Origin of the sequence: Streptomyces cyanogenus, from assembly GCF_017526105.1 — a bacterium.
Taxonomy (GTDB): domain Bacteria; phylum Actinomycetota; class Actinomycetes; order Streptomycetales; family Streptomycetaceae; genus Streptomyces; species Streptomyces cyanogenus.
In genome coordinates this window covers 2,966,129-2,990,768 of record NZ_CP071839.1, presented here as the reverse complement: position 1 = coordinate 2,990,768, position 24,640 = coordinate 2,966,129, and the positions used below count along the sequence as shown (strand labels likewise).

Here is a 24,640-nt window from a genome sequence, read left to right as displayed (position 1 = left end):
GCGGCCGAGGGCGTTCAGACGATGCCCCGGACCACGCCCAGCTCCACCAGGTCCTGTGGGCGGACGCGGAGCTGGTCCGCGGTCGACCGGACCTCCTGCGGCGGGCGCTTCAGGATGGCCGCGGCGAGTTCCGGGGCGATCACCGAGAAGTAACTGTCCGGGGTGGCCCAGGTGTTGCCCGGCGCGGCCAGCGCGAGGGCGCCACCGGAGCCGCCCTCGCCGATGACGAGGGTGGTGACCGGCACGCGAGCCGCGGCCACCGCGCCGAACACCTCGGCGATCGCCGCGCCGACGCCCTGCCGTTCCGCCTCCGCGTCGTTCGCGGCCCCCGGGGTGTCCACCAGCGTCAGCACGGGGACGCCGAGCCGGTCCGCCAGCCGGATCAGCCGGGCGGCGGTCCGGTACCCGGCGGGCCGGGTCGCCGCCCCGGTCTGCGCCGCGTACGCCACGGTACGGCCGTCCCGCTCGCCGAACCCGCACAGCATCCCGTCGGCATCGACCCCGCCGCACCGGTCACCGCTGATCAGCACCCGCCGCCGGAAGTAGGCGTCCAGGTACGCCCGCGCCCTCGGCCGCTCGGCCGCCCGGGCCCGGACCACCGCCTCCCACCCGCCACGGGGCACACCCGCCGACCCGAGCGCGAACGGCACGGGGGCGGGCTCGGGCCGGCGCACGCGCTCCGGGGCGGGGACACCTGCCGCTGCATCGGCACCCGCCCCGGCCCCCTGCCCCGCCAGCAGGCCGAGCCACGTCCCCAGCGTCCGCTTCAGCTCGGCCGGTTCCACCACCGCGTCCACCGAGCCGGCCGCCACCTGGGATTCCGCCGTGTACGCGGCCGGGTCGGCGTCGGGTGGGCGGACCCGGGAGCCGGCGAAGCCCACCTGGGCGGCGGGGAGGGCCAGGACGACGTCCGCGCCGGCGCCGAGGGTGGCCCAGCCGCCGCCGGTGGTCGGGTCGCGCAGGACCGCGATCTGGGGCAGGCCGGCCTCGCGGGTGAGCGCGGACTGGCGGGCCACCCGCTGGAGCTGGGTGAGCGCGAGCATGCCCTCCTGCATGCGGCTGCCCCCGGTCGCGATCAACGGCACGACGGGCAGCCGGTGTTCGCGGGCGTGGGTGTACGCCGCCTCCAGCCGGTCCCCGGTGCTGCGGCCCAGCGAACCGCCCAGGAAGCCGAACTCGAAGGAGATCAGTACGGCCCGGGTGCCCTCGACGCTCGCGGTGCCGCAGACGACCGACTCCTGCTCGCCGGTGCGCGCGGCGGCGCGGGCGCGGGAGGCGTCGTAGCCCTGCCAGCCGAGGGGGCCGTCGGGCGCGGACTCCCGCTCCGGGGCCGGGAGTTCGCGGAAGCTGTCCGCGTCCGCGACCAGCGCCAGCATCTGCCGCGCCGACAGCCGCTCAGGCATCGGCGAGCGCCCGCTTCATGATCTTCCCCATGTCGTTGCGGGGGAGTGCCTCCAGGTAGCGGACGACGCGCGGGCGCTTGTGCGGGGCGAGACGCCGGGCCACGTGGTCCGCCAACTCCTCGGCGCCGGGCGGCGTCCCCGGGTCCGCCGGGACGATCCAGGCCACGATCCGCTCGCCGAGGTCCGCGTCCGGCTCCCCGGTGACCGCGGCCTCCCGCACCCCCGGATGCTCCAGCAGCGCGTTCTCGATCTCCCCGGCCCCGATCTTGTAACCACCGCTCTTGATCAGGTCGGTGGCCTTGCGCCCGACGATGCGGACGTAACCGTCGGGCTCGCGCACGGCCATGTCCCCGGTGCGGAACCAGCCGTCGGCGGTGAACGCGGCGGCGGTGGCGTCGGGCCGGTTCAGGTACTCGCTGAACAGGTTCGGCCCGCGCACCTGGATCTCCCCGACGCTCTCCCCGTCGTACGCGCCGATCTCCGTACCGTCCTCCTCCACCAGCCGCAGTTCCACGCCCGGCAGCGGCACCCCGACCGTGCCGGGCCGGGCCTCCCCGTCGGCCCGCACCGCGGTGTTCATGAGGGTCTCCGTCATGCCGTACCGCTCGATCACCCGGCGCCCGGTGGCCGCCGCGATCCGCTCGTGGTCGTGCACCGGCAGCGCGGCCGAGCCGGAGACCAGCAACCGGGCCCCGGCGAGCGCCTCGGCCAGCTCCGGGTCGCCGGGCAGCGCCTCCGCTATCCGGTGGTACATCGTCGGCACCCCGAACAGCATGGTCGCGCCGCCGTTCAGCTCGCGGGCCACGCCCTCGGGCGAGAACCGCCCCAGGTGCCGCACCGAGCCGCCGCGCCGCAGCGGGCCGAGGACGCCGAGCACCAGCCCGTGCACGTGGAACAGCGGCAGCCCGTGCACCAGCACGTCGTCGCCGGTCCACTGCCAGGCGTCGGCGAGCGCGTCCAGGGTGCTGGCGAGGGCCCGGCGGGGGAGGACCGCGCCCTTGGGCGGGCCCGTGGTGCCGGAGGTGTAGACGATCAGCGCCGGGTCGCCGTCCGCTGCCCGCTCCTCGGGGAGGACGCAGGTGGCGGACGCGTCGACGTCGGCGCGGGGCAGGTCGCCGAGTGCGGGCGGCAGTTCGGCGCCGGGTGCGGCGAGGACGAGCGACGGCGCGCTGTCGGACAGGATGTGCGCCAGCTCCTTCTCGCCCGACTTCGGGTTGAGCGGCACCGCGGCCACCCCCGCGAGCAGCGCGCCGGTCACCGCTACGGCGGTCTCCAGCTCCGGGGTGGCCCACACCGCGACCCGGCCGGCCCGGCCGATCCGGGCGGCCACGGCGCCCGCTGCGCCCGCGAGTTCGCCGTACGTCAGGGTCCGCGGCCCGAACCGCAGGGCGACCCTCCCCCGGACTTCGTCCGGGGGGACCCCCGTCTCGCTGCGCTCGGCCGGACCTTCCGCCAGGGCGGGGAAGAGAGAGGACACGCGGCGTACTCCTTACTGTCGACGGTGCCGACCGCCGGGGACGACAGCACCCTTCCTACACCAGGACCCGCGTCCCGACGACCGTGCTCAGATCGGCCGCGAGCCTCAGCTCGACCGCCCGCAGCGCGGGATGCTCCAGCCAGTGCAGCCGGGCCCGGTCGATCCGGCCCTCGTGCAGCGGGGGCCGGCCGGCCGCCGGCGTGAAGTCGTCCACGACGACCGTCCCGCCCGGCACCAGCAGCCGCTCGACGTCGGCGGGCGGGTCCCCGGGCGCCTTGCCCTGCCCGCCGCCGTCGAGGACGAGCAGGTCGAAGGGGCCGTACTCCTCGATCCGCCGCCAGTCGCCGGTGAGCACGGTGACCTCGGGGCGGCCGGCGAACACCTCGGCCGCGCACCGGGCCCGCTGCGGATCCCGCTCCACGCTGTACAGCCGCACGCCCGCCGAGGCCCCCGACACCAGCCAGGCCAGGCCGACGCCCAGACCGGTCCCGGTCTCCCCGATGCGCAGCCGCGCGCCGCCCGCCAACGCGTGCAGCAGACGGCCCTGTTCCGGCCGGCACGAGTGCGGGAACCGTTGGGCCCGGGCGGCCGACAGGGCGGTGCGCACCAGCGGCGGCAGCCGGGGCTCGGCGGTGTGGGCGTCCGTTCCGGCAAGGGACATGGCCGTGATCCTGCCCGATCCCGGCCGCCCGTGCCACGGCGCTTGTTAGCCTCACAGCCGCACCGACCGTCGAACCGTCGTACGACAGGGAGCCCCGCCGTGCCCCGGATAGCCCTCGCCACCTACGACCCCGGAACCGAGCCGAGCAGGGACGCCGATCTGCCGGTGCTGGTGCGGGCGCTCACGGACGCCGGTGCCGAGGCGGAGGCCCGGCACTGGGACGACCCGGCGGTGGACTGGGGCGGGTACGACCTGGTCGTCATCCGCTCGACCTGGGACTACAGCTGGCGGGCCGCGGAGTTCGGGGCCTGGGTGGACCGGGTGGGCACGCTGACCCGGCTGGCCAACCCGGCGCCCGTCGTGCGCTGGAACGCCGACAAGCGCTATCTCGGCGAGCTGGCGGCGGCCGGTGTCCCCACCGTCCCCACCCACTACATACCGCCGGGCGAACCGGCCGGCCTGCCCGCCGGCCACGAGTTCGTGATCAAGCCGACCTCGGGCGCCGGCGCCCGGTTCGCCGCCCGCTACACGCCCGCCGAACGCGACACCGCGGTACGGCACCTCGCGCGCATGCACGCGGAAGGCTTCACCGCGATGGTGCAGCCGTACATGCCGGGCATCGACGTGCGCGGCGAGCGGGCGCTGCAGTTCTTCGGCGGTCGGCTGCTGCACGCCAGCCGCAAGGGCGCCGTCCTGTCGCCCGGCACCCCGTACGACGCCGACAAGGTGCCCCACCCGGACCTGGAGCGCTGGCAGCCCACCGAGGCCGAACTCGCGGTCGCCGAGAAGGCGTTGACGGCCGTACCCGGTGCGCCCGGTCTGCTGTACGCCCGCGTCGACCTGGTCGACGGCGACGACGGCGAACCCCGCCTGATGGAACTGGAACTGGTGGAACCGAACCTGTTCCTGCGGCTGCACCCGGACTCGCTGCCGCGGGTGACGGAGGCGATCCTCACGGCGGCGGGTCCCCTGCCGGGCTGAGGTCTCAGGTGACGACGGCCGTCCGCTGGAGCAGCCCCCAGGTGAACTCGGCGACCAGCTCGTGCCGCACGCCCGCCCGGTCGGGGGCGGTGAGGGCCAGACCCCACCGGGTGGGTGCGGTGCCCTCCAGCGGGCGGGCCGGCGGGAAGGCGCGGGCGGCCTCGTCCACCGTGCAGGACCAGGGCGTCAGATCCTCCAGGGCGCGCAGCTGCGGCGCCGGCGCACCGGGCGCCCGGACCAGCCACTCGTTCCACACCCCGCCGTCCGGCCCGACGAGCACCTCGAAGCGCAGCCCCGGCCAGAGCGGCAGCGCCCACCGCCGGGCCTCGCAGTCGACGTCGCCGAGGCGGCGGGGCACGACGGACTCGGGCTCGCCGAGGACCGAGCGGTACCGGGAGGCGGCACCGCGGGCCCGCGGCGAACGGACCATGGCCTGCCACCGCTTGTTGGCCTCCCGCATGTCCGCTGCCGATGCGCCGAGCCGCCGCCGGGCGTCCTCGACCAGGTCCGGGTTGTGGTCGGCCATGCGGCGCAGCAGCACCAGCTGGAAGTCGAGATCCATGGCCCCATGGTGCCCGTGACCACGGGTGTGCTTCCCGACCCATTGCCCGCACCCCCCGCCATGACTAGCCTGTGTTCGTCATGCCGATCGTCTGTTGAAATCTCGAACAGACGCTTAGACCCAAGGGAGGGGGCCGGACGTGGGACGCCTCGTGCCTGCCGTGACCCGGGCTCTCGACATTCTTGAGCTGTTCCTCGACGGGGACGGGACACTCTCCGCCCCCGACATCGTGCGCAGGCTCCAGCTGCCGCGCACCACCGTGCACGAGCTGGTCACCACGCTCGCCGCACGGTCGTACATCGCGCAGGTGCCCGGTCAGCCCGGACGGTACCGGCTCGGCGTACGCCCGTACCAGCTCGGCAGCCGCTACGCCGAGCAGCTCGACCTCGCCGCCGAGGGCCAGCAGGTGGCCCGCTCGGTCGCCGAGACCTGCGACGAGACGGTACACGTGGCCATCCTCGAAGGCACCGACGTCATCTACATCGCCAAGGTCGACTCCACCCACGCGGTCCGCATGGTCTCCGCCGCCGGCCGCCGGCTGCCCGCCCACTGCACCTCCGTCGGCAAGATGCTGCTGGCCTCGCTGCCCGAGCCGGAGCTGGCCGCGCGGATCCCCGACGGGACGCCACTGGCCGCGATGACCCCGAACAGCATCACCGACCCGGCCGCCCTGCGCGAGGCCCTGGCGGACGTCCGGCAGCGCGGGATCGCGGTGGAGAACCGCGAGTCCAACCCGGACGTCTCCTGCGTTGCCGCGCCGGTCCGCGACCGCACCGGGCAGGTCGTGGCCGCGCTGTCCATCTCCGTACCCATGATCCGCTGGAGCGAGGAGCGCCGGGCCGAGCTGGAGCAGCTCGCCGCGAAGGGCGCGACGGAGCTGTCGGAGCGGCTGGGCCACCGGGGCGGGGCATGACCGCGTACGAGGTCGCGGTGCGGGCGGAGGCGACGCTCGGCGAGGGGCCGACCTGGGACCCGGCGACGGGCCGGCTGATCTGGCTGGACATCCTGGGCATGCGGCTGCACACCTACGACCCGGTGTCCGGTCGCCGCACGGTCCGTACGACACCCCAGCACATCGGCGCGGCCAAGCCCCGCGCGGGCGGCGGTCTGGTGCTGAACCTGCGGGACGGCGTCGCACTGCTGGACCCCGACGACACGTTCCGCTGGCTGCACCACGAGCCGGTGCCCGGGCGACGCGCGAACGACGCGGCCGTGGCGCCCGACGGCTCCCTCTGGGCGGGCACGATGCGGTACGACGAGGCGCCGGGCGGCGGCACGCTGTCCCGTCTGACCGGGGACGGGTCGGTGGTGACCGTGCTGCCCGACGCCACGGTCAGCAACGGCACCGGCTGGAGCCCCGACGGCCGCCTCATGTACTACGTCGACTCCCCGACCCGGCGCGTGGACGTCTTCGACCACGACGCCGACGGCGTCCGCGGTCGCCGTCCGCTGGTGGAGATCGAGGAGGGCGCGGGCTTCCCGGACGGCCTCACGGTCGACGCGGAGGGCTGTGTGTGGGTCGCCCTGTGGGACGGCGGAGCGGTACGCCGCTACACGCCGGCCGGCGAGCTGGACCGGGTCGTCACCCTGCCGACGCCCCGCACCACGGCCTGCGCCTTCGGCGGCCCCGACCTGACCGACCTCTACATCACCACGGCCCGCACCGGCCTGACGTCCCCCCACCCCCTGTCGGGCTCCCTCCTGGTGATCCCGAACGCGGGCAAGGGCCTCCCCCAACCACCTTTCACAGGCTGACCGCCACCGACTCCCCGCACCGGCGCGCACACACCCCAGGGGCGCGGGGAACGGCGCGAGCACCCCGACGCGCCCGCAGCCGGCGGACGGCGCAGGCCCCCCAGGGGCGCGGGGAACGGCGCGAGCAACCCCGACGCGCCCGCAGCCGACGGACGGCGCAGGCCACTCCCCAGGGGCGCGGGGAACGGCGCGAGCAACCCCGACGACCCCGCAGCCGGCGGACGGCGCAGGCCACCCACCGCCCCCTACAGCCCCGCCGCCCTCCGCTCCGACACGGTCAGCGGCGGCGCAGCCAGCGCCGGCTTCAGGGGTCCCGCCACCGCCGCCACCACCACACTCGGTGCCAGCAGCGCCTCCGCCCCCCGCTCCAGCGCCGTCACGTCGGTGACCCGGCGGGCGATGCGGCCGTTGCCGGTGGCGGTCCGCAGCAGGCGGCCGACGTACGCGGCCAGCACCCGGTCCCGCACCGTCGGCCCCTGCCCGGTCGCACCGGGGTAGAAGACGTCCGCCCCGACGGCGAGGTCCCACGCCGCCCGAACCGTCCGCCCGACCGCCTTCTGCGCCTCCCGGGCCAGCCCCCGGCTCCCGAGCCCCCGGCGCCGCACCACGTCCCGCAGGGCCGACGCCGACCGCGCGGCCACCGCCATCCCGTGGCCGTACACCGGGTTCAGCGCGCACACCGCGTCGCCGAGGACCACGAAGTTCTCCGGCCACACCGCCATCCGCTCGAAGAAGTGGCGGCGGTTCGCCGTCGACCGCGTGACCGCCACCTCACCCAGCGGCTCCGCGCCCCCGCCCAGCAGCTCCCCGATCAGCGGGTGCCGCAGCTCCTGACGGGCGTACCGCTCGAACTCCCCGGCACCGGCGGGCGGTTCGTCACCGCGCCCGCCGAACAGCGTGACGATCCACTTGCCGTCCTCCACCGGCATGAGCACGCCCCCGCGCCCCGACCCCGCCCCCCGCGGGTCGGGTTCGATGTTGACGATCGGGAAGCCGGCCCGGGCCGCCTCCGGCGCCCGGTAGAGGCGACTGGCGTACACCAGCCCGGAGTCGACGTCCCGCCGCTCGGCGGCGGGCAGCCCCAGCCCGGCCAGCCAGTGCGGGGCCCGCGAGCCGCGCCCGGTCGCGTCCACCACCAGGCCCGCCGTCAGCGCGCGCTCGGTGCCGTCGTGGGCGCGGATCCGCACGCCCGTCACCGCGCCGCACGTGCCCGTCAGCCCCGTCGCCTCGGCCCCTTCCACCAGCTCGATCCGCCCGTCGGCCAGCACCAGCCGCCGTACCACCCAGTCCAGCAGGTCCCGGCTGGCGGGCAGCATGAACGCGGACTCGGCCCAGCGCCGGTACCAGCCGTACGGGGACAGCGCCACCATGTCCGTCGTCATCGGCACCCGGCTCACCCCGGCCGCGCGCAGCCGCCCGATCGCCCCGGGCACCAGCTCCTCCAGCGCCCGCGCCCCGCCCGACCACAGCTGGTGCACGTGCCGGGCCTGCGGCAGCCCCTTGCGCGGTACGGGAGCGTCGGGCAGGGCGTCCCGCTCGACCACGGTCACCCGGGCGCCGCCGTCGGCGAGGGCGCGGGCCGCGAGCAGGCCGGCGAGGGAGCCGCCGAGTACGACGGCGGTGGGTCTGTGCTCACTCATGAACGGCAACGCTCTCTGCCGGGGCGGCCGCACGCGCGCGTACCGCCTCGATGTCGTCGGGACGGCGGAGGGCCCGGGACACGGCCCCGATCTCCTGGAGCAGGTCGGTCGTGTCGGGCCCGGCGGCCGGCTCGGCCGGCTCGGGGGTACGGGCCTTGGTCTCGATCGCGTCGAGGATGCTCACCGCCGCGGCCAGCGCGCGGGCCCGCTCGGGCGGATGGCCGAGGGCGAGCGCGGCGTCGTGGGAGCGCCGGCCGAGGCCGGTGTCGATGTGCCGGGCGAGCGGCAGCAGCACGTCCCGGATGAACGTCTCGCGCCGGGTGAGCCGCAGTTCGGGGGTGGCCCGCAGCACGAACGGCACGCCCTCGCCGCTCACGGTGCGCATCAGCCGGTACAGCGGCCGCAGTTGGCGGTGGGCGAGCCGGACCCGCCAGCGGTCGTGCAGGTACTGGCCGGCGTGCGGCAGGATGAAGCCGACGGCGATGAGGATGGCGGACAGGGCTGCCACGGGCGGGGCCAGGTTGGTGCTCAGCCAGTCCAGGTCCTGGCCGAACCAGCGCGCGACCACGGCGATCAGCTTGACCGCGTCGAAGATCAGGTTCAGCACGTAGCCGGCGCCCAGCAGCTTCAGGGCCCAGCGCAGCCAGGCGTCCAGGCCCTCGGTGCGCACCCAGTTCCAGATCAGCCGGGAGGTGATCAGGCAGGCCACGGCGTGCGCGACGAGGTAGAGCAGGATCTCCTCGCGCATGAACGGCGTGGTGGCGTAGTAGGTGTCGAGATCCCGCAGCCGTTCCTCGGGGGCGTCGGCGAGCAGGAACAGCGCCCACAGGGCGGCGATCACCCCGGAGTACACCGAGATCACCCAGCGCATCGCCCGGCGGGTGGCGGCCGAGCGGTCGGACAGGCCGTTGCGCCAGGTGATGATCAGCAGCAGACAGGAGCCGCAGAACGCGGTGATGAGCGAATAGCACCAGGGCGCGGAGATGTTGGGCACGCCGGTCAGCCGGTTGACCCCGGCGATGGTGGACGGGGTGCAGAACACGAACACCGCGCAGGCCAGCAGCAGCAGTCCGCCGACGGCGCGCAGCAGCGGGTCCCGCCACAGCCGGATGATGGTGGGCAGCTTGATCACCAGGGCGGCGGTGAGCACGGCCGTGGGGATCCAGAAGGAGATGTACAACTCGCTGAGGAGTCCCGAGGGGTTCAGCGCCAGCAGCGTCACCGCGCCGTTCCTCCACGTCCGCGATAGCCGAGGGAACGCTGGACGGGGTCCAGCGGGGCGGGGCGGTTCCCGCAGAGGTGGCCCCGGAACACGGTGGCCAGGCGGTGCCCGAAGTCGTCGGCCTCGGCCTCGTCGGTCTCCCGCGAGCCGTTGCGGGCGGCCACGGTGAGGGGCGTGTCCCGCCAGCCGGGCGCGTCGGCGAGGGCCCGGGCGGCGGCCGTGCCGGCGAGCTGGTGGTGCCGGTGCCCGGCGTGCAGGTGCCACAGTTCGTGTCCCAGGATGACCAGTTGCTGCACGGCCTCGGCCCGCTCCTCCACGATGACCAGGTCGAAGTCGGTGAACTCGACCCACAGTCCGGTGACTTCGATCTCGTCCGGGAACCGCTCGAAGCGCAGCTCCAGCGGCCGTCCGCCGCGCAGCGCGCTCATCTCCTCGCACAGTGCCCGGCACAACTCATGGACGCCCTCGGGTGGTTCGGGACGGGCGCGGACGGCGGCGGCGAGGTCGCCGGCCAGGGAGCGCATCGACGAGCCGGGGCGGGAGCGCCGCAGCCGTGCGGCCAGGCGTACCGCCTGGGCTCGCGCACCCCCGAAGCTCATCTGTCTCCCTTCCCACCGCCGGTTGCGGCTGGTCCGAGCGTACGCGCCCGGATGTGCCCACGTCATGCGATCCGGCGACCGTTGTTCAACGGGGAACGACCGGAGGCTGTGCCGGACCCATTGACGCGGGAGCGCTTCGAACCTACGGTCCCGTTCGAACTTACGAGCGGCATCCGACATATCGAACACTGGGGGGCCAAGGTATGGGCCAAGGAGCTGCGGCGGCACGCCGGTCGGCCGGTTTCCCCGTGACTCGGGAGGATTCCATGAGCAAGCGCACCGCCCGCTTCACCCTCGACCCCGCCTTCGGCGTCGGCGACGCCGGCCCCCGCCTCTTCGGCTCCTTCGTGGAACACCTCGGCCGCTGCGTCTATACCGGCATCTACGAGCCCGGCCACCCCACGGCCGACGCCGAAGGCCTGCGGACCGACGTGCTCGACCTGGTCCGCGAACTCGGCGTCACCGCCGTCCGCTACCCGGGTGGCAACTTCGTGTCGGGCTACAGGTGGGAGGACTCGGTCGGCCCGCGGGCGGAACGCCCCCGGCGCCTGGACCTGGCCTGGCACTCCACCGAGACCAACCGGTTCGGCCTCTCGGAGTACATCGCGTTCCTGAGGAAGCTCGGCCCCCGGGCCGAGCCCATGATGGCCGTGAACCTCGGGACGAGAGGCGTCGCCGAGGCCCTCCAGCTCCAGGAGTACGCCAACCACCCCGCCGGCACGGCCCTCTCCGACCTGCGCGTCGCCCACGGCGACAAGGAGCCCTTCGGCATCCGGCTCTGGTGCCTCGGCAACGAGATGGACGGCCCCTGGCAGACCGGCCACAGGACGGCCCGCGAGTACGGGCGGATCGCCGCCGAGACCGCCCGCGCCATGCGCCGGCAGGACCCCGGGGTGGAACTGGTCGTCTGCGGCTCCTCCAGCCAGGCCATGCCCACTTTCGCCGAGTGGGAGGCGACCGTCCTGGCGGAGACCTACGAGCTGGTCGACCACGTCTCGCTGCACGCCTACTACGAGCCCGTCGACGGCGACCTGGACTCCTTCCTCGCCTCGGCCGTCGACATGGAGTCCTTCATCGAGAACGTGGTCGCGACGGCCGACCACGTGGGCGCGCGGCTGAAGTCGAAGAAGAAGATCAACCTCTCCTTCGACGAGTGGAACGTCTGGTACCTCTCGAAGTGGCAGGAGTACGCCAGGACCGTCGCCCCCTCAGACTGGCCCGAGGCGCCCCGCCTGCTGGAGGACACCTACAGCGTCACCGACGCGGTCGTCCTCGGCTCGCTCCTCATCGCGCTGCTCCGGCACGCCGACCGCGTCACCGTCGCCTGCCTCGCCCAGCTCGTCAACGTCATCGCCCCGATCATGACCGAGCCCGGCGGCCCGGCCTGGCGGCAGACGACGTTCTTCCCGTTCGCCCAGGCCTCCCGGTACGGCCGGGGCCGGGTGCTGGACGTCCGTGTCGACTCCCCGACCTACGAGACGAAGAAGTACGGCGAGACGGACCTGCTGCACGCCACCGCCGTCCGCGCGGACGACGGCACGGTCACGGTGTTCGCGGTCAACCGCAGCCGTACCGAACCACTGCCCCTGGAGGTGACCCTCCACGGGCTGGGGCTGACGGCCGTCACCGAGCACAGCGCGCTCGCGGACGCCGACCCCGACGCCCGCAACACCCTGGCCGACCCCGAACGCGTCGGCCCGCACCCGGTCGAGGGCACCGCCCTGGCGGACGGCACCCTCACCGCCGTACTGGAGCCGCTGTCCTGGAACGTGATCAGGCTGGCGTGATCAGACCGGTGTGACCGGCACACCGCCGCTCGCCTTGCCGAGCAGCGTCAGCCGTACCGACCCGGGGCCCGACAGCGTGGTGAACTCCGAGAGGACCGCCAGCGCGAGGGTGTTGGTGCCCCGGGTGCGCAGGATGCCGTTCGGCAGGACGAAGGTGTGCTGCGGGCCGACGTTGTTGATGTACTGGCCCAGGTTCCAGCCGTTGAGGAAGAGCTGGGCGCGGTAGGCGCGGTACGGGTCGTCGTCCAGGGTCAGGCCGATCGACGCGTCGACGCCGCCCGGCACCGACAGCCGGAACTCGGTCCGGTACCAGGTCACGCCCTGGTACCGCGCGGCGCGCGGGAAACTCACCTTCTCCCAGTCCCGGTCCCGGAAGCCGGGCAGGTGCCAGCCCTCCCGCTCGCCGTACAGGCCGCCGTTGTTCATCGGCCCGCGCACGGGGTCGGCGGCGCCCGCGCCCTGGATGCGCCAGCGCACCTTCGGCGCGGCGCCCTTGAAGGTGACCGCCGTCAGCCCGCGCGCCGCCTTGTGCGTGTCGAGCGCCTTGCCGTCCTGGTCGTGCTGCATGCGCCGGACCAGGACCGACAGCACATGCCGGCCGGGGGAGCGCAGCTGCTCGCGCACCGGGAAGACCGCCGTCTCCGCCCAGCTGCCCTTGCGGATGGTCACCGTCTTGTCCGGCACCGGCATCCGGTGCGTGCCCAGCGGCTCGCCGTCCAGCCAGGCCATCAGCAGGCCCTGCGTGCCGGTGCTGTAGGCGAGCGACACCTCCTCGACGCCGGTGGTGTCGTCGAAGGTGCCCCGGTACCAGACGTCCCCGTAGTGGAAGCCGTAGTCGTCGGCGAAGAGGACCGGCTGTCCGTCCGGGACGGCCGTGGTACTGGACGAGGAGGCCTTGTCGGCCACCTTCCACGAGGAGTCGTCGAAGCTCGGGCCCGCCTCCGGGTTCTCCCTCCGCATCCGCCACCCGCCCAGCTCGGGCAGCCGGACCTCGGGCACGTCCGGCAGCATCCCGGTGGTCATCAGGCTGCCGGAGAGGGTGACCCGGGTGGCCAGCCGCTGCCCGTTCCACACCAGGGTGTCGATCCCGCGCGGCCCCCACACCTCCATGCTGGTCCGCTCGGTGACGTCACCGGTCAGATGCACCTCCGAGCCGCGCAGCTCCACGTGCCGCAGCAGCGCCGGGCCGTAGACGAGCAGCGTCCCGGACGGAGTGTCGTGGGGGAAGAGGCGGACGGCGGTGGCGTCGTCGGCGAAGAGCAGCAGCAGCGGGGTGTCGCTCCCGCCGTTCTGCACCAGGACCCGGGTCAGGCCGCCCTGCCCGAGGGGCGCGTTCACATGGAGTTCGCCGCGGTCGTAGGCCCAGCCGGCCTCCTCGTCGAGCCGCTGCACGAACGGCTCGTCCGGGCAGTCCAGCACCAGCTCGGCCATCTGGCCGCTCCGGCCCGCGAACACCGCGACGTCCTGCCGGCCCGCCGTCACGAGCGTCATGGGCGAGGCGGTGGCGTACTTCAGGGTCCGCTCGCCCAGCGGCAGCCCGGTGGTGAGCAGCGTGGCGTCCTTGCCGGGCACCGTGATCGGCAGGTCGCCGGCGTCGGTCGGCAGGTCGGTGGTGACCGGGTCCGTGCCGTCGTTGCGGGCGATGTACACATGGCTGCCGGTGTCGGGGTTGGTCAGGTGGTACACCTTCAGCCCCTCGGCGGTCACGTCCGCCGCCCGGTCCAGCTTGGCGAAGTCGGGCACGCGCTGGAGCAGGTGCCCCAGCTGGTGCATCGGCGCCATCTTGTCCGTGACGTTACGGGCCTCGTCGATGGCGGCGCCGTAGTCGTACGACGTGTAGACGACCGGCGCGGGCAGCCAGCCCCACGAGGTGCCGCCGAAGGTCATGTACACGTTGTGCAGGGTGAGGCCGTTGGCCAGGTTGGTCAGGTAGAACCGGCGCTCGTACGCGGCGTCCCGGGTGCGCCGCGACTCTGCGTACCCCTTGCCGTCGAACCAGGCACCGCCCCACGGATCGAACCAGCCGCCCCCGAACTCGGGCACGAACCCGGGCGTGGTGGGGGAGGCGGTGGCCCCGCCCTTCGCGCCGCCGGGGCCGTAGTGCCCCCAGTCCGGCGGGGTCTGGGAGGGGGACGGGTACCCGTCGAACCCGTACAGCCAGCCGCCCCGCTCGCCGCCGGTGTCGAACGAGCCGGGGGTCCAGTACCCGTTGCGGCCCTTGTCGTTGTGGAACAGCGGTACGTCGATCCCGTCGGCCCGCACCTTCCGGTACAGGTGGGCCATGTAGTTCCGCCCGGTGGGCTCCCCCACGTGGGCGTCGTACTCGTTCTCGATCTGGTACAGCAGGACCGTGCCGGTGCCCTGCGTGAACAGGTGCCGGCCGGCGATCCGGTTCACCTGGGTCAGCCACTCGTCGACGTGCGACAGATAGGCCGGGTCGTCGGTGCGGGCCGTGCCCTTCGTCGCGGTCAGCCAGCCCGGGAAGCCGCCGCCGTCCACCTCGGCGTTGATGTACGGACCCGGCCGCAGGACGACGTACAGCCCGGTCTCGGCGGCCGTCCGCAGGAACAGGTCCAGGTCCCGCACGCCCGTGAAGTCGTACCGGCCGGGCGCGGGGGAGTGGTAGTTCCAGGCCACGTAGATGCTGACGGCGTTGAACCCGTGCGCCCGCATCTTCTGCAGCACGTCCCGCCACAGCGACGGGCTGGGCAGCCGGAACGGGTGCATCTCGCCGGACCACAGCACCAGCCGCCGCCCGTCGACGAGCAGCGAGTAGCGGTCGTACCCGATGGTGTGCCGCCGGCCGTCCGCGCGCGGCGGGGCCGGCGCCGGACCGGTCGGCGCGCTGGCGCCCGCGTACGCGGACGGCGCGCCGGGGCCGCCGCTGCCGCCCAGGGCGAGCCCGAGCGCGGCCGAGCCGGCCAGGGCACTGAAGGTACGTCTGCTGAGCGCCAAGGTGGATCCTCCCGGGCGGTCTTACGGGGGCGCGGTCCGGCCATTCTCCCCGCGCCCACGCCCCACAATGGACCCATGAGGATCTCGGCACGGGCGGATTACGCGGTACGGGCGGTACTGGAGCTGGCCGTACGGCAGGGTAACGGCCCGGTGAAGGCAGAGGAAATCGCCGCCGTGCAGGACATCCCGCACAAGTTCCTGGAAGGGATCCTCGGCGACCTGCGCCGGGCCGGGATCGTCGACAGCCGGCGCGGCGGAGGCGGCGGTTACCGGCTGGCCCGGACCGCTGCCTCGATCACCGTGGCCGACGTCATCCGGGCGGTCGACGGCCCGATCGTGTCGGTGCGCGGCGAACGCCCGACCGGCCTGTCCTACACCGGCACCGCCCAGCCCCTGCTGCCGCTGTGGATCGCCCTGCGCGCCAACGTCCGCCGCATCCTGGAGGGCGTCACCCTCGCCGACCTCGCGGCGGACGCGCTGCCCGAACCGGTACGCGCCCTGGCGGCGGAGCCGGCGGCCTGGGAGAACCCGTAGGAGCACCCGCCGGCGGTCGCCGGAGTGTGCCGGCAGGACGTGAAAAGCCCGGTGTGAATGGCCTGAGTTCGCTCTCCCGGGTGCGGGCGGGGCTCCCTACGCTACCCACGCCTCCCTCTCCCCTTCACAGATGGCGCACATCTTCTGCAAAGGTGAACGGGCTGGAAGGGGCCCACGGGAGGCGCAACCCCCCACCCGACAACCGGGAGAGACCATGGCTGGTGGACTCCTCATGAGCGGCGCAGTGGCCGCTCTCCTCACCACCGCACTGCCCGCGCACGCCTCGTCCCCGTTCGACAACCCGCCCCCGGACAAGATCGTCATCGACGTCGCGACGGTGAACGGCTCGGGCTGCCCGGCCGGCACGGCCGCGGTGGCGGTGTCGCCGGACAACACCGCCTTCACGGTGACCTACAGCGCCTACCTGGCCCAGGCCGGCGGCAACTCCGACCCCACGGCCTTCCGCAAGAACTGCCAGCTCAACCTGATGGTCCACGTCCCGCAGGGCTTCACCTACGCGGTAGCAAGCGCCGACTACCGGGGCTTCGCCTCGCTCCAGCGCGGCGCCTCGGCCACACAGAAGGCGTCGTACTACTTCCAGGGCTCGTCGAACACCGTGCCCAGGACCCACCCGTTCGGCGGCCCCTACAACGACGACTGGCAGGCCACCGACTCCACCGACTGGGCCCAACTGGTCTGGGCGCCCTGCGGGGTCCTGCGCAACTTCAACATCAACACCGAGCTGCGCGTCAACGCCGGCACCACGAGCCCCGACAAGGTCAGTTTCATGACCATGGACTCGACGGACGGCGACATCAGCACGGTGTACCACATGGCGTGGAAGACCTGTCCGAACTCCTAGTCGGCGCAGGAGGGGGCGCCGGCGCGTCCCCTCCCCGTCAGCACCGGCCGGTCCGACGACCGGACCGGCATCGACCGCCGGGCGCCGCGGAGCGCGGGGCGGTCCGTCCCCCGCACTGCTCCGAACGTGTGCATCCGTCATCCGAACGGCTGCGCCTCGGCCGCTCGGGCTGCCCGCGCCGCCCCGGCGCGGCCAGGATGGGCGGATGACCGACGCCATCGCCTGGGCGGTCGGCGAGCATCGGGAGACGGACGACTTGTGAGCATCCTGAACGAACCCCAGGGCGGTGCAGCCGCGGCCGAGGACTCGTACGAGAACGAACTGCCCGTCCGGCGCAAGCAGCCCGGCAACGTCGTGGTGAAGTGGCTGACGACCACCGACCACAAGACGATCGGCACGCTCTATCTGACCACGTCGTTCGGGTTCTTCCTGGTCGGTGGAGTGATGGCCCTGATCATCCGGGCCGAACTGGCCCGGCCGGGCCTGCAGCTGGTCTCCAACGAGCAGTACAACCAGCTGTTCACGATGCACGGCACCGTGATGCTGCTGATGTTCGCCACCCCGCTGTTCGCCGGCTTCACGAACTGGATCATGCCGCTGCAGATCGGCGCACCGGACGTGGCGTTCCCGCGGCTGAACATGTTCGCCTACTGGCTGTACCTCTTCGGCTCGCTCATCGCGGTCGGCGGTTTCCTCACCCCGAACGGCGCGGCCGACTTCGGCTGGTTCGCCTACACCCCCCTGTCGGACCTGATCCGCAGCCCGGACATCGGTTCGGACCTGTGGATCATGGGTCTGGCCTTCTCCGGCTTCGGCACCATCCTCGGCGCCGTCAACTTCATCACCACGATCATCTGCATGCGCGCCCCCGGCATGACCATGTTCCGCATGCCGATCTTCACCTGGAACGTGCTGCTGACCGCCGTGCTGGTCCTGCTCGCCTTCCCGGTCCTGGCGGCCGCGCTGTTCGCGCTGGAGGCGGACCGCAAGTTCGGCGCCCACGTGTACGATCCGGCCAACGGTGGCGCGCTGCTGTGGCAGCACCTCTTCTGGTTCTTCGGCCACCCCGAGGTGTACATCATCGCCCTGCCGTTCTTCGGCATCGTCACCGAGGTGATCCCGGTCTTCGCCCGCAAGCCGATCTTCGGCTACATGGGCCTGGTCGCCGCGACCATCGCGATCGCGGGGCTGTCCGCGACCGTGTGGGCGCACCACATGTACCCCACCCAGGGCGCACTGCTGCCGTTCTTCGCCTTCATGACCTTCCTGATCGCGGTGCCGACCGGAGTGAAGTTCTTCAACTGGATCGGCACCATGTGGAAGGGCTCGCTCTCCTTCGAGACACCGATGCTGTGGGCCACCGGCTTCCTCGTCACCTTCCTCTTCGGCGGTCTGACCGGCGTCATCCTGGCCTCGCCGCCGCTGGACTTCCACGTGACCGACTCGTACTTCGTGGTGGCGCACTTCCACTACGTGGTCTTCGGCACGGTCGTGTTCGCGATGTTCGCTGGCTTCCACTTCTGGTGGCCCAAGTTCACGGGCAAGATGCTGGACGAGCGCCTCGGCAAGATCACCTTCTGGACGCTGTTCCTCGGCTTCCACGGCACCTTCCTGGTCCAGCACTGGCTGGGCGCCGAGGGCATGCCGCGCCGGTACGCCGACTACCTCGCCGTCGACGGCTTCACCGCGCTGAACACGGTCTCGACCATCAGCTCCTTCCTGCTCGGCCTGTCCATGCTGCCGTTCCTGTACAACGTGTGGAAGACGGCCAAGTACGGCAAGCCGGTCGGCGTGGACGACCCGTGGGGCTACGGCCGCTCGCTGGAGTGGGCGACCTCCTGCCCGCCGCCGCGGCACAACTTCGTCACCCTGCCGCGGATCCGCAGCGAGTCCCCGGCGTTCGACCTGCACCACCCGGACATCGCGATGCGGGAACAAGAGGCGTACGCGCTTCCGGCCACCGACGACCGGGGCCACGGGTGAGCGGTCTGCCCATGCAGGGGGCAGGCGCCGGCGGGGACCTCGGCAACGAGGTGGAGGGCTACCTGCTGTGGCAGGCCCGGGTCGCGGAGGCGGAGCGGCGCGCCCGGGAGTTCACCGGCTCGCTGGACTGGCTGACGACGGCACAGCGGGAACAGGTCGAGCAGCGGTACGTCGCCGACAGCCTCCAGCGGGCCAGGGGTGACCTGGAACGGGTCGCGGCGCGCTGTGTGTCGCTGCGGGCGGAGTACGAGCAGCGTTACCGGGAGCTGCGGCGGCGCTGCGTGGGCATCGCCCTCGCGGTGTGCGCGGGCTGCACCACGCTGGCCACGCTGCTGCTGGTCCTCTGACGCCCCGTCCTCCGACGCCCGCCCCCTGGGGCTCCGCGGCTCGGTCGGCTGGGAGGGTGCCGTCGTTCCCGTCGGTCGGGTGGCGGGTCAGCCTGCTGCTTGGCCCGTCCCGGCCGCGTTCGGCCAGCTCTGGGCGTTGGGCCAGCCCGTCGCGGGGGCCGGGGTCAGGCCGGCGGCGGGGGCCGGTGCCGTCATTCCGCGTACCTGGGCCGCGGTGAGCCCACCCCGGGCCGGAACCCCGGGCGGGGTGGGGGCGACGGCGGCGGCCGGTACGGGTGCGGGGGCCGGCGGCGCGGGCGGGGCAGGCATCGGCGCCGGCGCCGGGACGGGGGTGAACGCCGGCTGCGGTGCCGGGGCGGGCGCCGGCATGGGGGTCGGTGCCGGAACGGGGGTGAACGCGGGCTGTGGTGCGGGTGCGGGTGCGGGTGCCGGGGCCGGTACTGGTGCAGGGGCCGGCTGGGCTGCCGCCGGCATCGGCATCCCGCCGCCGGCCGGCGCAACGGCGGCGGGGAGCGGCATGCCGGTGCCGGCGGCCGGAGCGGGGCCGGCCGCGGTGAGCCGCATTCCGGCCCCGTTGGTCTCGCTGACCAGCCGGTCGACCGCCGCCGTACCCGAGCTGTAGCTGGTCCCGGTGCCCAGCTCGGGTACGGCGGCTCCCCTCCTGGACCCGTAGAGCACCTGCTCCAGGCCGGACACCAGGCGACGCACGTCGACCTGGGGGCGCACCACGAGCCGCAGGAAGCGGCTGGAGGATCCGATCTTGTTGCCGCACTCGCGGACCAGGATCCGGTGCTCGGTGAGCATCCGGTCCCGCACCACCGTGCCCTCGGCGCCCACGGGCAGGCGCACGAACAGGAAGTTCCCCTGGGAGGGGTAGACGGTGAGGCCGGGGAGTGCGGAGAGGTGGCTGGCCATCTCCAGCCGGTCGCGGCGGACCTGCTGGAGGCTCTGGGCGTACTCGGCCCCGTGCTCCTTCAGCATGAACACCACGTGCTCGGCGAAGGAGTTGAGGTTCCACTTCGGCAGCATCGAGCGGACCTTGCCGGCGAGCGCCGGGTTGGCGACGAGGTAGCCGAAACGGATGCCGTGCAGGCCGAAGTTCTTGCCGAGGCTGCGCAGGACGATCACGTTGGGGCGGAGCATGGCCTCCTGGACGACGCTGGGCTCGGCCTCCGCGTCGGCGAACTCCAGGAACGACTCGTCGACCACGACGAGATCCAGGTCGGTCATCGCGTCCATGAACTGCACGACCTGCTGCCGGCGCAGGAAGCCGCCGTCGGGGTTGTTCGGGTTGCAGATCACGGCGACCCGGGTGCCGCGGGCGCGGATGAACTCCGCGTACTGCGCGAGGTCCAGGGCGAAGCCGTTCGCCTCCTGGAGCGGGAACATGTCGACCCGCTTGCCGGTCTCCATCGGCTGGTCGGTCCAGCGGCCGAAGGTGGGGACCGGGACGGCCAGGGACTCACGGACCAGCAGGTGGTCGATCCAGGTGATCAGCTCCGTGGAGCCGTTGCCCATCGCCACGCACTGCGGCGGCAGCTGGAGCAGCGAGCACAGTTCACCGGTGATGGTGTCGGCGTTGCTCGGGTAGTAGGTGACGATTTCACGCAGCCGGCCCGCCATCTCCTCGAACATGGCGGGCGTCGGGAAGTACGGATTGCAGGGGATGCAGAAGTCCACCGGGCCGGTCCCGTCGCCGCCCTCCCGCGTCAGCGCCGCCATGGAGGGGCTGTGCGCGGCGGTGCCGCGGAACAACGAGGTGACGTTGCCGGCCAAGGGGACCTCCGTTCGGGGTGGCCCGTGCGGGGGAGCACGGGCCGCCCTTCGATACGGAGGAGACGGCAGTGGCGTTCAACTCACCGGACCTGTGAGCCGGTTCACGCCCCGAAGGCGTGCATGGTCGATGTCCGGTATGTCTGCCCCGGCCGCAGCACCGTCGACGGGAAGTGCGCGTGGTTCGGCGAGTCCGGGAAGTGCTGCGTCTCCAGGCACAGGGCGTCGCCCTGCCGGTAGGTGCGGCCACCGGTGCCGGCGAGCGTGCCGTCGAGGAAGTTGCCGGAGTAGAACTGCAGGCCCGGCTCGTTCGTGGCGATCCTCAGGGTGCGGCCGGAGCGCGGGTCGCGCAGGGTCGCGACGTGCTCGGGCCGCGCCGTGATCCCCTTGTCCAGGACCCAGTTGTGGTCGTAGCCCTTGGCCTGCACCTGCTGCTCGTGGCCGGCCCGGATGTCCCGGCCGACCGGCTTGGCATGCCGGAAGTCGAACGGGGTGCCCGCGACCCGGGCCAGCTCACCGGTGGGGATCAGACCCGGGTCGGTGGGGGTGTAGCGGGACGCGGCGATCGAGAGCTCGTGGTCCTCGATCGTGCCGCTGCCCTCGCCGGCCAGGTTCCAGTAGACGTGACTGGTGAGGTTGACCACGGTGGCCCTGTCGGTGGTGGCCTCGTAGTCGATGCGCCAGTCGCCGTGCCGGGTGAGGGTGTACGTCACCTTCGTCCGCAGCGTGCCCGGGTAGCCCATCTCGCCGTCGACGCTCGTGTAGTGCAGGTGCAGTCCGACGTCCGAGCCCTTGGTGAACGGCTCGACGTGCCACACGTGCTTGTCGAAGCCCTTGGCCCCGCCGTGCAGGCTGTTGACGCCGTCGTTCACGGAGAGCTGGTACGCCTTGCCGTCCAGCGTGAACCGCCCCTTGCCGATGCGGTTGCCGTACCGGCCGATGAGGGCGCCGAAGTACGGGCTCTTCGCCACGTAGTCGGCGAGGTTGTCGAAGCCGGCCACGACGTTCGCGTGGCGGCCGTGCCGGTCGGGGATCTCCAGGGTCTGGACGATGCCGCCGTAGGAGAGCACCTTCAGCCGGGTGCCGCCGTTCTCCAGCGACCAGCGGTACACCCTGGTGCCGTCGGCGAGCGTGCCGAAGAGTTCCTTCGCCGGCCTGCGGCCTGCCGGACCGGTGGCGGCCCGGGCGCTGCCCGTGCCGAGGGTGGTGGCGGCGAGGCCCGCCGCCGCTGCTCCTGCCATGACCGTGCGTCTGTTCAGTTCCATGGTGCGGCTCCGTGTTGTCTGGGCGCTTACGAACCGGACTTGCGCTTGTTCCACACGTCGAACCCGACCGCCACCAGCAGGGCGAGGCCCTTGATGACCTGCTGCCAGTCGGTGCCGACGCTGAGGAGGTTCATGCCGTTGTTCAGCACGCCGAGGACGAGACCGCCGATGATGGCGCCGAGGACGGTGCCGACACCGCCGCTCATGGAGGCGCCGCCGATGAACGAGGAGGCGATCGCCTCCAGTTCGAAGTTGACGCCCGCCTTCGGCGAGGCCGCGTTCAGCCGGGCTGCGACCACCATGCCCGCCAGGGCCGCGAGCACGCCCATGTTCAGGAAGACGTAGAAGGTGACCTTCTTGTCCTTCACGCCGGACAGCTTGGCCGCCGGCAGGTTGCCGCCGATCGCGTAGATGTGCCGGCCGAAGACCGCGTTGCGCATCATGTAGCCGTACCCGACGACCAGCACGCCGAGGATGATCAGCACGATCGGGGCGCCCTTGTAGCTGGCGAGCAGCAGGGTGAGCACGAGGATCGCGGCGACCAGGGCGGTCAGCTTCAGCAGGAACAGCCGGGTGGGCAGGACGTCCAGGGAGAACTCCTGCTGGCGGCGGCGGTCCCGGAACTCCTGCCGGACCACGGCCGCGATCAGGACGAGCCCGAGCAACAGGGTCAGGTTGTGGTAGTTGGTGTCGGGGCCGGCCTCGGGCAGGAAGCCGTTGCCGAGCTTCTGCAGGCCGTCCGGGAACGGGCCGAGGGTCTGGCCCTTGAGGAGGATCTCGGTGAGGCCGCGGAAGAGCAGCATCCCGGCGAGGGTGACGATGAACGACGGTATGCCGAGATAGGCGATCAGACAGCCCTGGACCGAGCCGGCGACCCCGCCGACCAGCAGGCACAGCACCAGCGCGACCGGCCAGGCCACCCCGTGCTGCACGGTCAGCACGGCCGCGAAGGCACCGACGAACGCCGTGAGCGAGCCGACCGACAGGTCGATGTGCCCGGCGATGATCACCAGCATCATGCCGATCGCGAGGATCAGGATGTAGCTGTTCTGCAGCACCAGGTTGGAGACGTTGCGCGGCAGCAGCAGGTCCCCGCCGGTCCAGATCGCGAAGAGGACCACGATCAGGCCGAGCGCGATCAGCATGCCGTACTGGCGCATGTTGCGGCGCAGTCCGGCCAGCACCAGGCCGAGCAGCCCCTCGCCGGCAGCCGATCCGCTCCTGCCCGGCGGCGCGGGGGCCGGGCTCTTGGCGGTCACATCCGTGCTCATCGCGTTACCTCTTTGTCCTTCGTCATATGGCGCATCAGCACTTCCTGCGTGGCCTCGGCCCGCGGCACCTCGCCGGTCAGCCGCCCGGCGGCCATCGTGTAGATGCGGTCGCACATGCCGAGCAGCTCGGGCAGCTCGGAGGAGATGAAGACGACCGCCTTGCCCTGGGCGGCGAGCTGGTCGATGACCGTGTAGATCTCGTACTTGGCGCCCACGTCGATGCCGCGGGTCGGTTCGTCGAGGATCAGCACGTCCGGACCGGCGAAGATCCACTTGCTGAGGACGACCTTCTGCTGGTTGCCGCCGGAGAGCTTGCCCACCGGCTCGAACACCGTGGGTGCCTTGATGTTCATGGACGCCCGGAAGCCCTCGGCGACCTGCCGCTCCTCGTGCTCGTCCACCACACCCCGCCTGGCGACCTTGTCCAGCGCGGTCAGCGAGATGTTCCGGTTGATGGTGTCGATGAGGTTCAGGCCGTAGTGCTTGCGGTCCTCGGTGACGTACGCGATGCCGTGCCCGATCGCCTCCGCCACGGTCTTCGTACGGATCTCCGTGCCGTCCTTCAGGACCGTGCCGCCCGCGTACCGGCCGTAGGTCCGCCCGAAGACGCTCATCGCGAGTTCGGTGCGGCCCGCGCCCATCAGGCCCGCGATGCCCACGATCTCCCCGCGGCGCACGGTCAGCGACACGTCGTCGACGACCTTGCGCTGCTGGTCGATCGGGTGGAACACGGTCCAGCCGCGGATCTCCAGCGCCGGTGCCGCGCCCTCCTCCGGCTGGTGCGGGCTGCGCTCGGGGAAGCGGTGGTCGAGGTCGCGGCCGACCATGCCGGCGATGATCCGTTCCTCGGTCGTCTCCGGCGCCTTCACATCGAGGGTCTCGATGGACCGGCCGTCCCGGATGATCGTCACCGAGTCGGCGACCTTGCGGATCTCGTTGAGCTTGTGGGAGATGATGATCGAGGTGATGCCCTGGTTCCTCAGCTCCAGGATCAGATCGAGCAGTTTGTCGCTGTCCTCGTCGTTCAGGGCCGCCGTCGGCTCGTCCAGGATCAGCAGCTTCACCTGCTTGGACAGCGCCTTGGCGATCTCCACCAGCTGCTGCTTGCCCACGCCGATGTCGGCGACCCGGGTCTCGGGGTGCTCGTCCAGACCGACCCGGCGCAGCAGTTCGGTGGCGTGGCGCAGGGTCTCGCGCCAGTTGACGAGTCCGCGCGTGGCGTGCTCGTTGCCGAGGAAGAGGTTCTCGGCGATGGACAGGTGCGGCACCAGGGCCAGCTCCTGGTGGATGATCACGATGCCGTGCTGCTCGCTCGCCCGGATGTCCCGGAACCGGCAGACCTCCCCCTCGAAGAGGACGTCCCCCTCGTAACTACCGTGCGGGTGGACGCCGGAGAGCACCTTCATGAGGGTGGACTTGCCGGCGCCGTTCTCCCCGCAGATGGCGTGGACCTCGCCCTGCCGGACGGTCAGGGTGACGTCCGACAGCGCCTTGACACCGGGAAAGGTCTTGACGATCGAGCGCATTTCCAGGACGGGTCCCGCCATGGTCGTGCCTTTCAAT

20 protein-coding genes are annotated in these 24,640 nt (G+C 72.6%); 8 read left to right on the top strand and 12 right to left on the bottom strand.

Annotation, left to right across the window (positions count from 1 at the left end):
* Positions 1–14: 14 nt before the first annotated feature.
* The 3 genes from S1361_RS13440 to S1361_RS13430 are packed head-to-tail and all read right to left on the bottom strand — an operon-like array spanning position 15 to position 3,541.
* Positions 15–1,403, bottom strand: coding sequence for a carboxyl transferase domain-containing protein (locus S1361_RS13440; RefSeq protein ID WP_208032095.1), 1,389 nt, complete (start codon positions 1,401–1,403; stop codon positions 15–17).
* A complete protein-coding gene (locus tag S1361_RS13435; RefSeq protein WP_208032094.1) occupies positions 1,396–2,880 on the bottom strand; it encodes an acyl-CoA synthetase in 1,485 nt (494 codons plus the stop codon). The genes S1361_RS13440 and S1361_RS13435 overlap by 8 nt, the downstream gene beginning before the upstream one ends.
* A gap of 55 nt (positions 2,881–2,935) precedes the next feature.
* Positions 2,936–3,541, bottom strand: coding sequence for an O-methyltransferase (locus S1361_RS13430; RefSeq protein WP_208032093.1), 606 nt, complete (start codon positions 3,539–3,541; stop codon positions 2,936–2,938).
* A 99-nt stretch (positions 3,542–3,640) separates the two neighbouring features.
* Between S1361_RS13430 and S1361_RS13425 the strand changes: the two genes are divergently transcribed.
* A complete protein-coding gene (locus tag S1361_RS13425; protein ID WP_208032092.1) occupies positions 3,641–4,522 on the top strand; it encodes an ATP-grasp domain-containing protein in 882 nt (293 codons plus the stop codon).
* Positions 4,523–4,526: 4 nt separating this feature from the next.
* On the opposite strand, the gene S1361_RS13420 is transcribed toward S1361_RS13425, so the two are convergent.
* Complete coding sequence (locus S1361_RS13420) at positions 4,527–5,084, bottom strand: hypothetical protein (RefSeq protein WP_208032091.1); 558 nt, start codon at positions 5,082–5,084, stop codon at positions 4,527–4,529.
* 139 nt (positions 5,085–5,223) lie between these two features.
* Between S1361_RS13420 and S1361_RS13415 the strand changes: the two genes are divergently transcribed.
* Both S1361_RS13415 and S1361_RS13410 read left to right on the top strand, forming a co-directional pair.
* Complete coding sequence (locus tag S1361_RS13415; protein ID WP_208032090.1) at positions 5,224–5,997, top strand: IclR family transcriptional regulator; 774 nt, start codon at positions 5,224–5,226, stop codon at positions 5,995–5,997.
* Positions 5,994–6,839 carry an SMP-30/gluconolactonase/LRE family protein gene (locus tag S1361_RS13410; protein WP_208032089.1) on the top strand — a complete coding sequence of 282 codons (846 nt, stop codon included), beginning with the start codon at positions 5,994–5,996 and terminating at the stop codon, positions 6,837–6,839. The genes S1361_RS13415 and S1361_RS13410 overlap by 4 nt, the downstream gene beginning before the upstream one ends.
* A gap of 245 nt (positions 6,840–7,084) precedes the next feature.
* Here the strand turns inward: S1361_RS13410 and S1361_RS13405 are convergent, their stop codons facing one another.
* The 3 genes from S1361_RS13405 to S1361_RS13395 are packed head-to-tail and all read right to left on the bottom strand — an operon-like array spanning position 7,085 to position 10,300.
* Positions 7,085–8,479 carry an NAD(P)/FAD-dependent oxidoreductase gene (locus S1361_RS13405; protein WP_208032088.1) on the bottom strand — a complete coding sequence of 465 codons (1,395 nt, stop codon included), beginning with the start codon at positions 8,477–8,479 and terminating at the stop codon, positions 7,085–7,087.
* Positions 8,472–9,701 (bottom strand): MAB_1171c family putative transporter, encoded by a 1,230-nt coding sequence (locus S1361_RS13400; protein ID WP_208032087.1) that lies wholly within the window; start codon positions 9,699–9,701, stop codon positions 8,472–8,474. The genes S1361_RS13405 and S1361_RS13400 overlap by 8 nt, the downstream gene beginning before the upstream one ends.
* The gene (locus S1361_RS13395; protein ID WP_208032086.1) at positions 9,698–10,300 is read right to left on the bottom strand and encodes a toxin-antitoxin system, toxin component family protein; all 603 of its coding nucleotides are present in this window, start codon (positions 10,298–10,300) and stop codon (positions 9,698–9,700) included. Before S1361_RS13395 ends, S1361_RS13400 begins: the two co-directional genes overlap by 4 nt.
* A 266-nt stretch (positions 10,301–10,566) precedes the next feature.
* On the opposite strand from S1361_RS13395, the gene arfA reads away from it, so the two are divergent.
* Complete coding sequence (gene arfA, locus S1361_RS13390; protein ID WP_208032085.1) at positions 10,567–12,087, top strand: arabinosylfuranosidase ArfA; 1,521 nt, start codon at positions 10,567–10,569, stop codon at positions 12,085–12,087.
* On the opposite strand, the gene S1361_RS13385 is transcribed toward arfA, so the two are convergent.
* A complete protein-coding gene (locus S1361_RS13385; RefSeq protein WP_208032084.1) occupies positions 12,088–15,042 on the bottom strand; it encodes a beta-galactosidase in 2,955 nt (984 codons plus the stop codon). It abuts the gene before it with no gap.
* A 75-nt stretch (positions 15,043–15,117) separates the two neighbouring features.
* On the opposite strand from S1361_RS13385, the gene S1361_RS13380 reads away from it, so the two are divergent.
* The 4 genes from S1361_RS13380 to S1361_RS13365 all read left to right on the top strand — a co-directional run bounded on the left by S1361_RS13380 (position 15,118) and on the right by S1361_RS13365 (position 18,768).
* Positions 15,118–15,576 (top strand): RrF2 family transcriptional regulator, encoded by a 459-nt coding sequence (locus S1361_RS13380; RefSeq protein ID WP_030347877.1) that lies wholly within the window; start codon positions 15,118–15,120, stop codon positions 15,574–15,576.
* 214 nt (positions 15,577–15,790) lie between these two features.
* Complete coding sequence (locus S1361_RS13375) at positions 15,791–16,438, top strand: DUF4360 domain-containing protein (protein ID WP_208032083.1); 648 nt, start codon at positions 15,791–15,793, stop codon at positions 16,436–16,438.
* Positions 16,439–16,696: 258 nt separating this feature from the next.
* A complete protein-coding gene (ctaD, locus tag S1361_RS13370) occupies positions 16,697–18,421 on the top strand; it encodes an aa3-type cytochrome oxidase subunit I (RefSeq protein WP_208032082.1) in 1,725 nt (574 codons plus the stop codon).
* 11 nt (positions 18,422–18,432) lie between these two features.
* Positions 18,433–18,768 carry a cytochrome C oxidase subunit I gene (locus S1361_RS13365; protein WP_208032081.1) on the top strand — a complete coding sequence of 112 codons (336 nt, stop codon included), beginning with the start codon at positions 18,433–18,435 and terminating at the stop codon, positions 18,766–18,768.
* Positions 18,769–18,855: 87 nt separating this feature from the next.
* Here the strand turns inward: S1361_RS13365 and S1361_RS13360 are convergent, their stop codons facing one another.
* The 4 genes from S1361_RS13360 to mmsA all read right to left on the bottom strand — a co-directional run bounded on the left by S1361_RS13360 (position 18,856) and on the right by mmsA (position 24,624).
* A complete protein-coding gene (locus S1361_RS13360; RefSeq protein ID WP_208032080.1) occupies positions 18,856–20,544 on the bottom strand; it encodes a pyridoxal phosphate-dependent aminotransferase in 1,689 nt (562 codons plus the stop codon).
* A gap of 101 nt (positions 20,545–20,645) precedes the next feature.
* Entirely contained in the window at positions 20,646–21,806 is a 1,161-nt protein-coding gene (locus S1361_RS13355; RefSeq protein ID WP_208032079.1) for an aldose epimerase family protein, read from the bottom strand.
* Positions 21,807–21,832: 26 nt separating this feature from the next.
* The gene (mmsB, locus tag S1361_RS13350; protein WP_208032078.1) at positions 21,833–23,077 is read right to left on the bottom strand and encodes a multiple monosaccharide ABC transporter permease; all 1,245 of its coding nucleotides are present in this window, start codon (positions 23,075–23,077) and stop codon (positions 21,833–21,835) included.
* Positions 23,074–24,624, bottom strand: coding sequence for a multiple monosaccharide ABC transporter ATP-binding protein (gene mmsA / locus S1361_RS13345; RefSeq protein ID WP_208032077.1), 1,551 nt, complete (start codon positions 24,622–24,624; stop codon positions 23,074–23,076). Before mmsA ends, mmsB begins: the two co-directional genes overlap by 4 nt.
* Positions 24,625–24,640 lie beyond the last annotated feature (16 nt).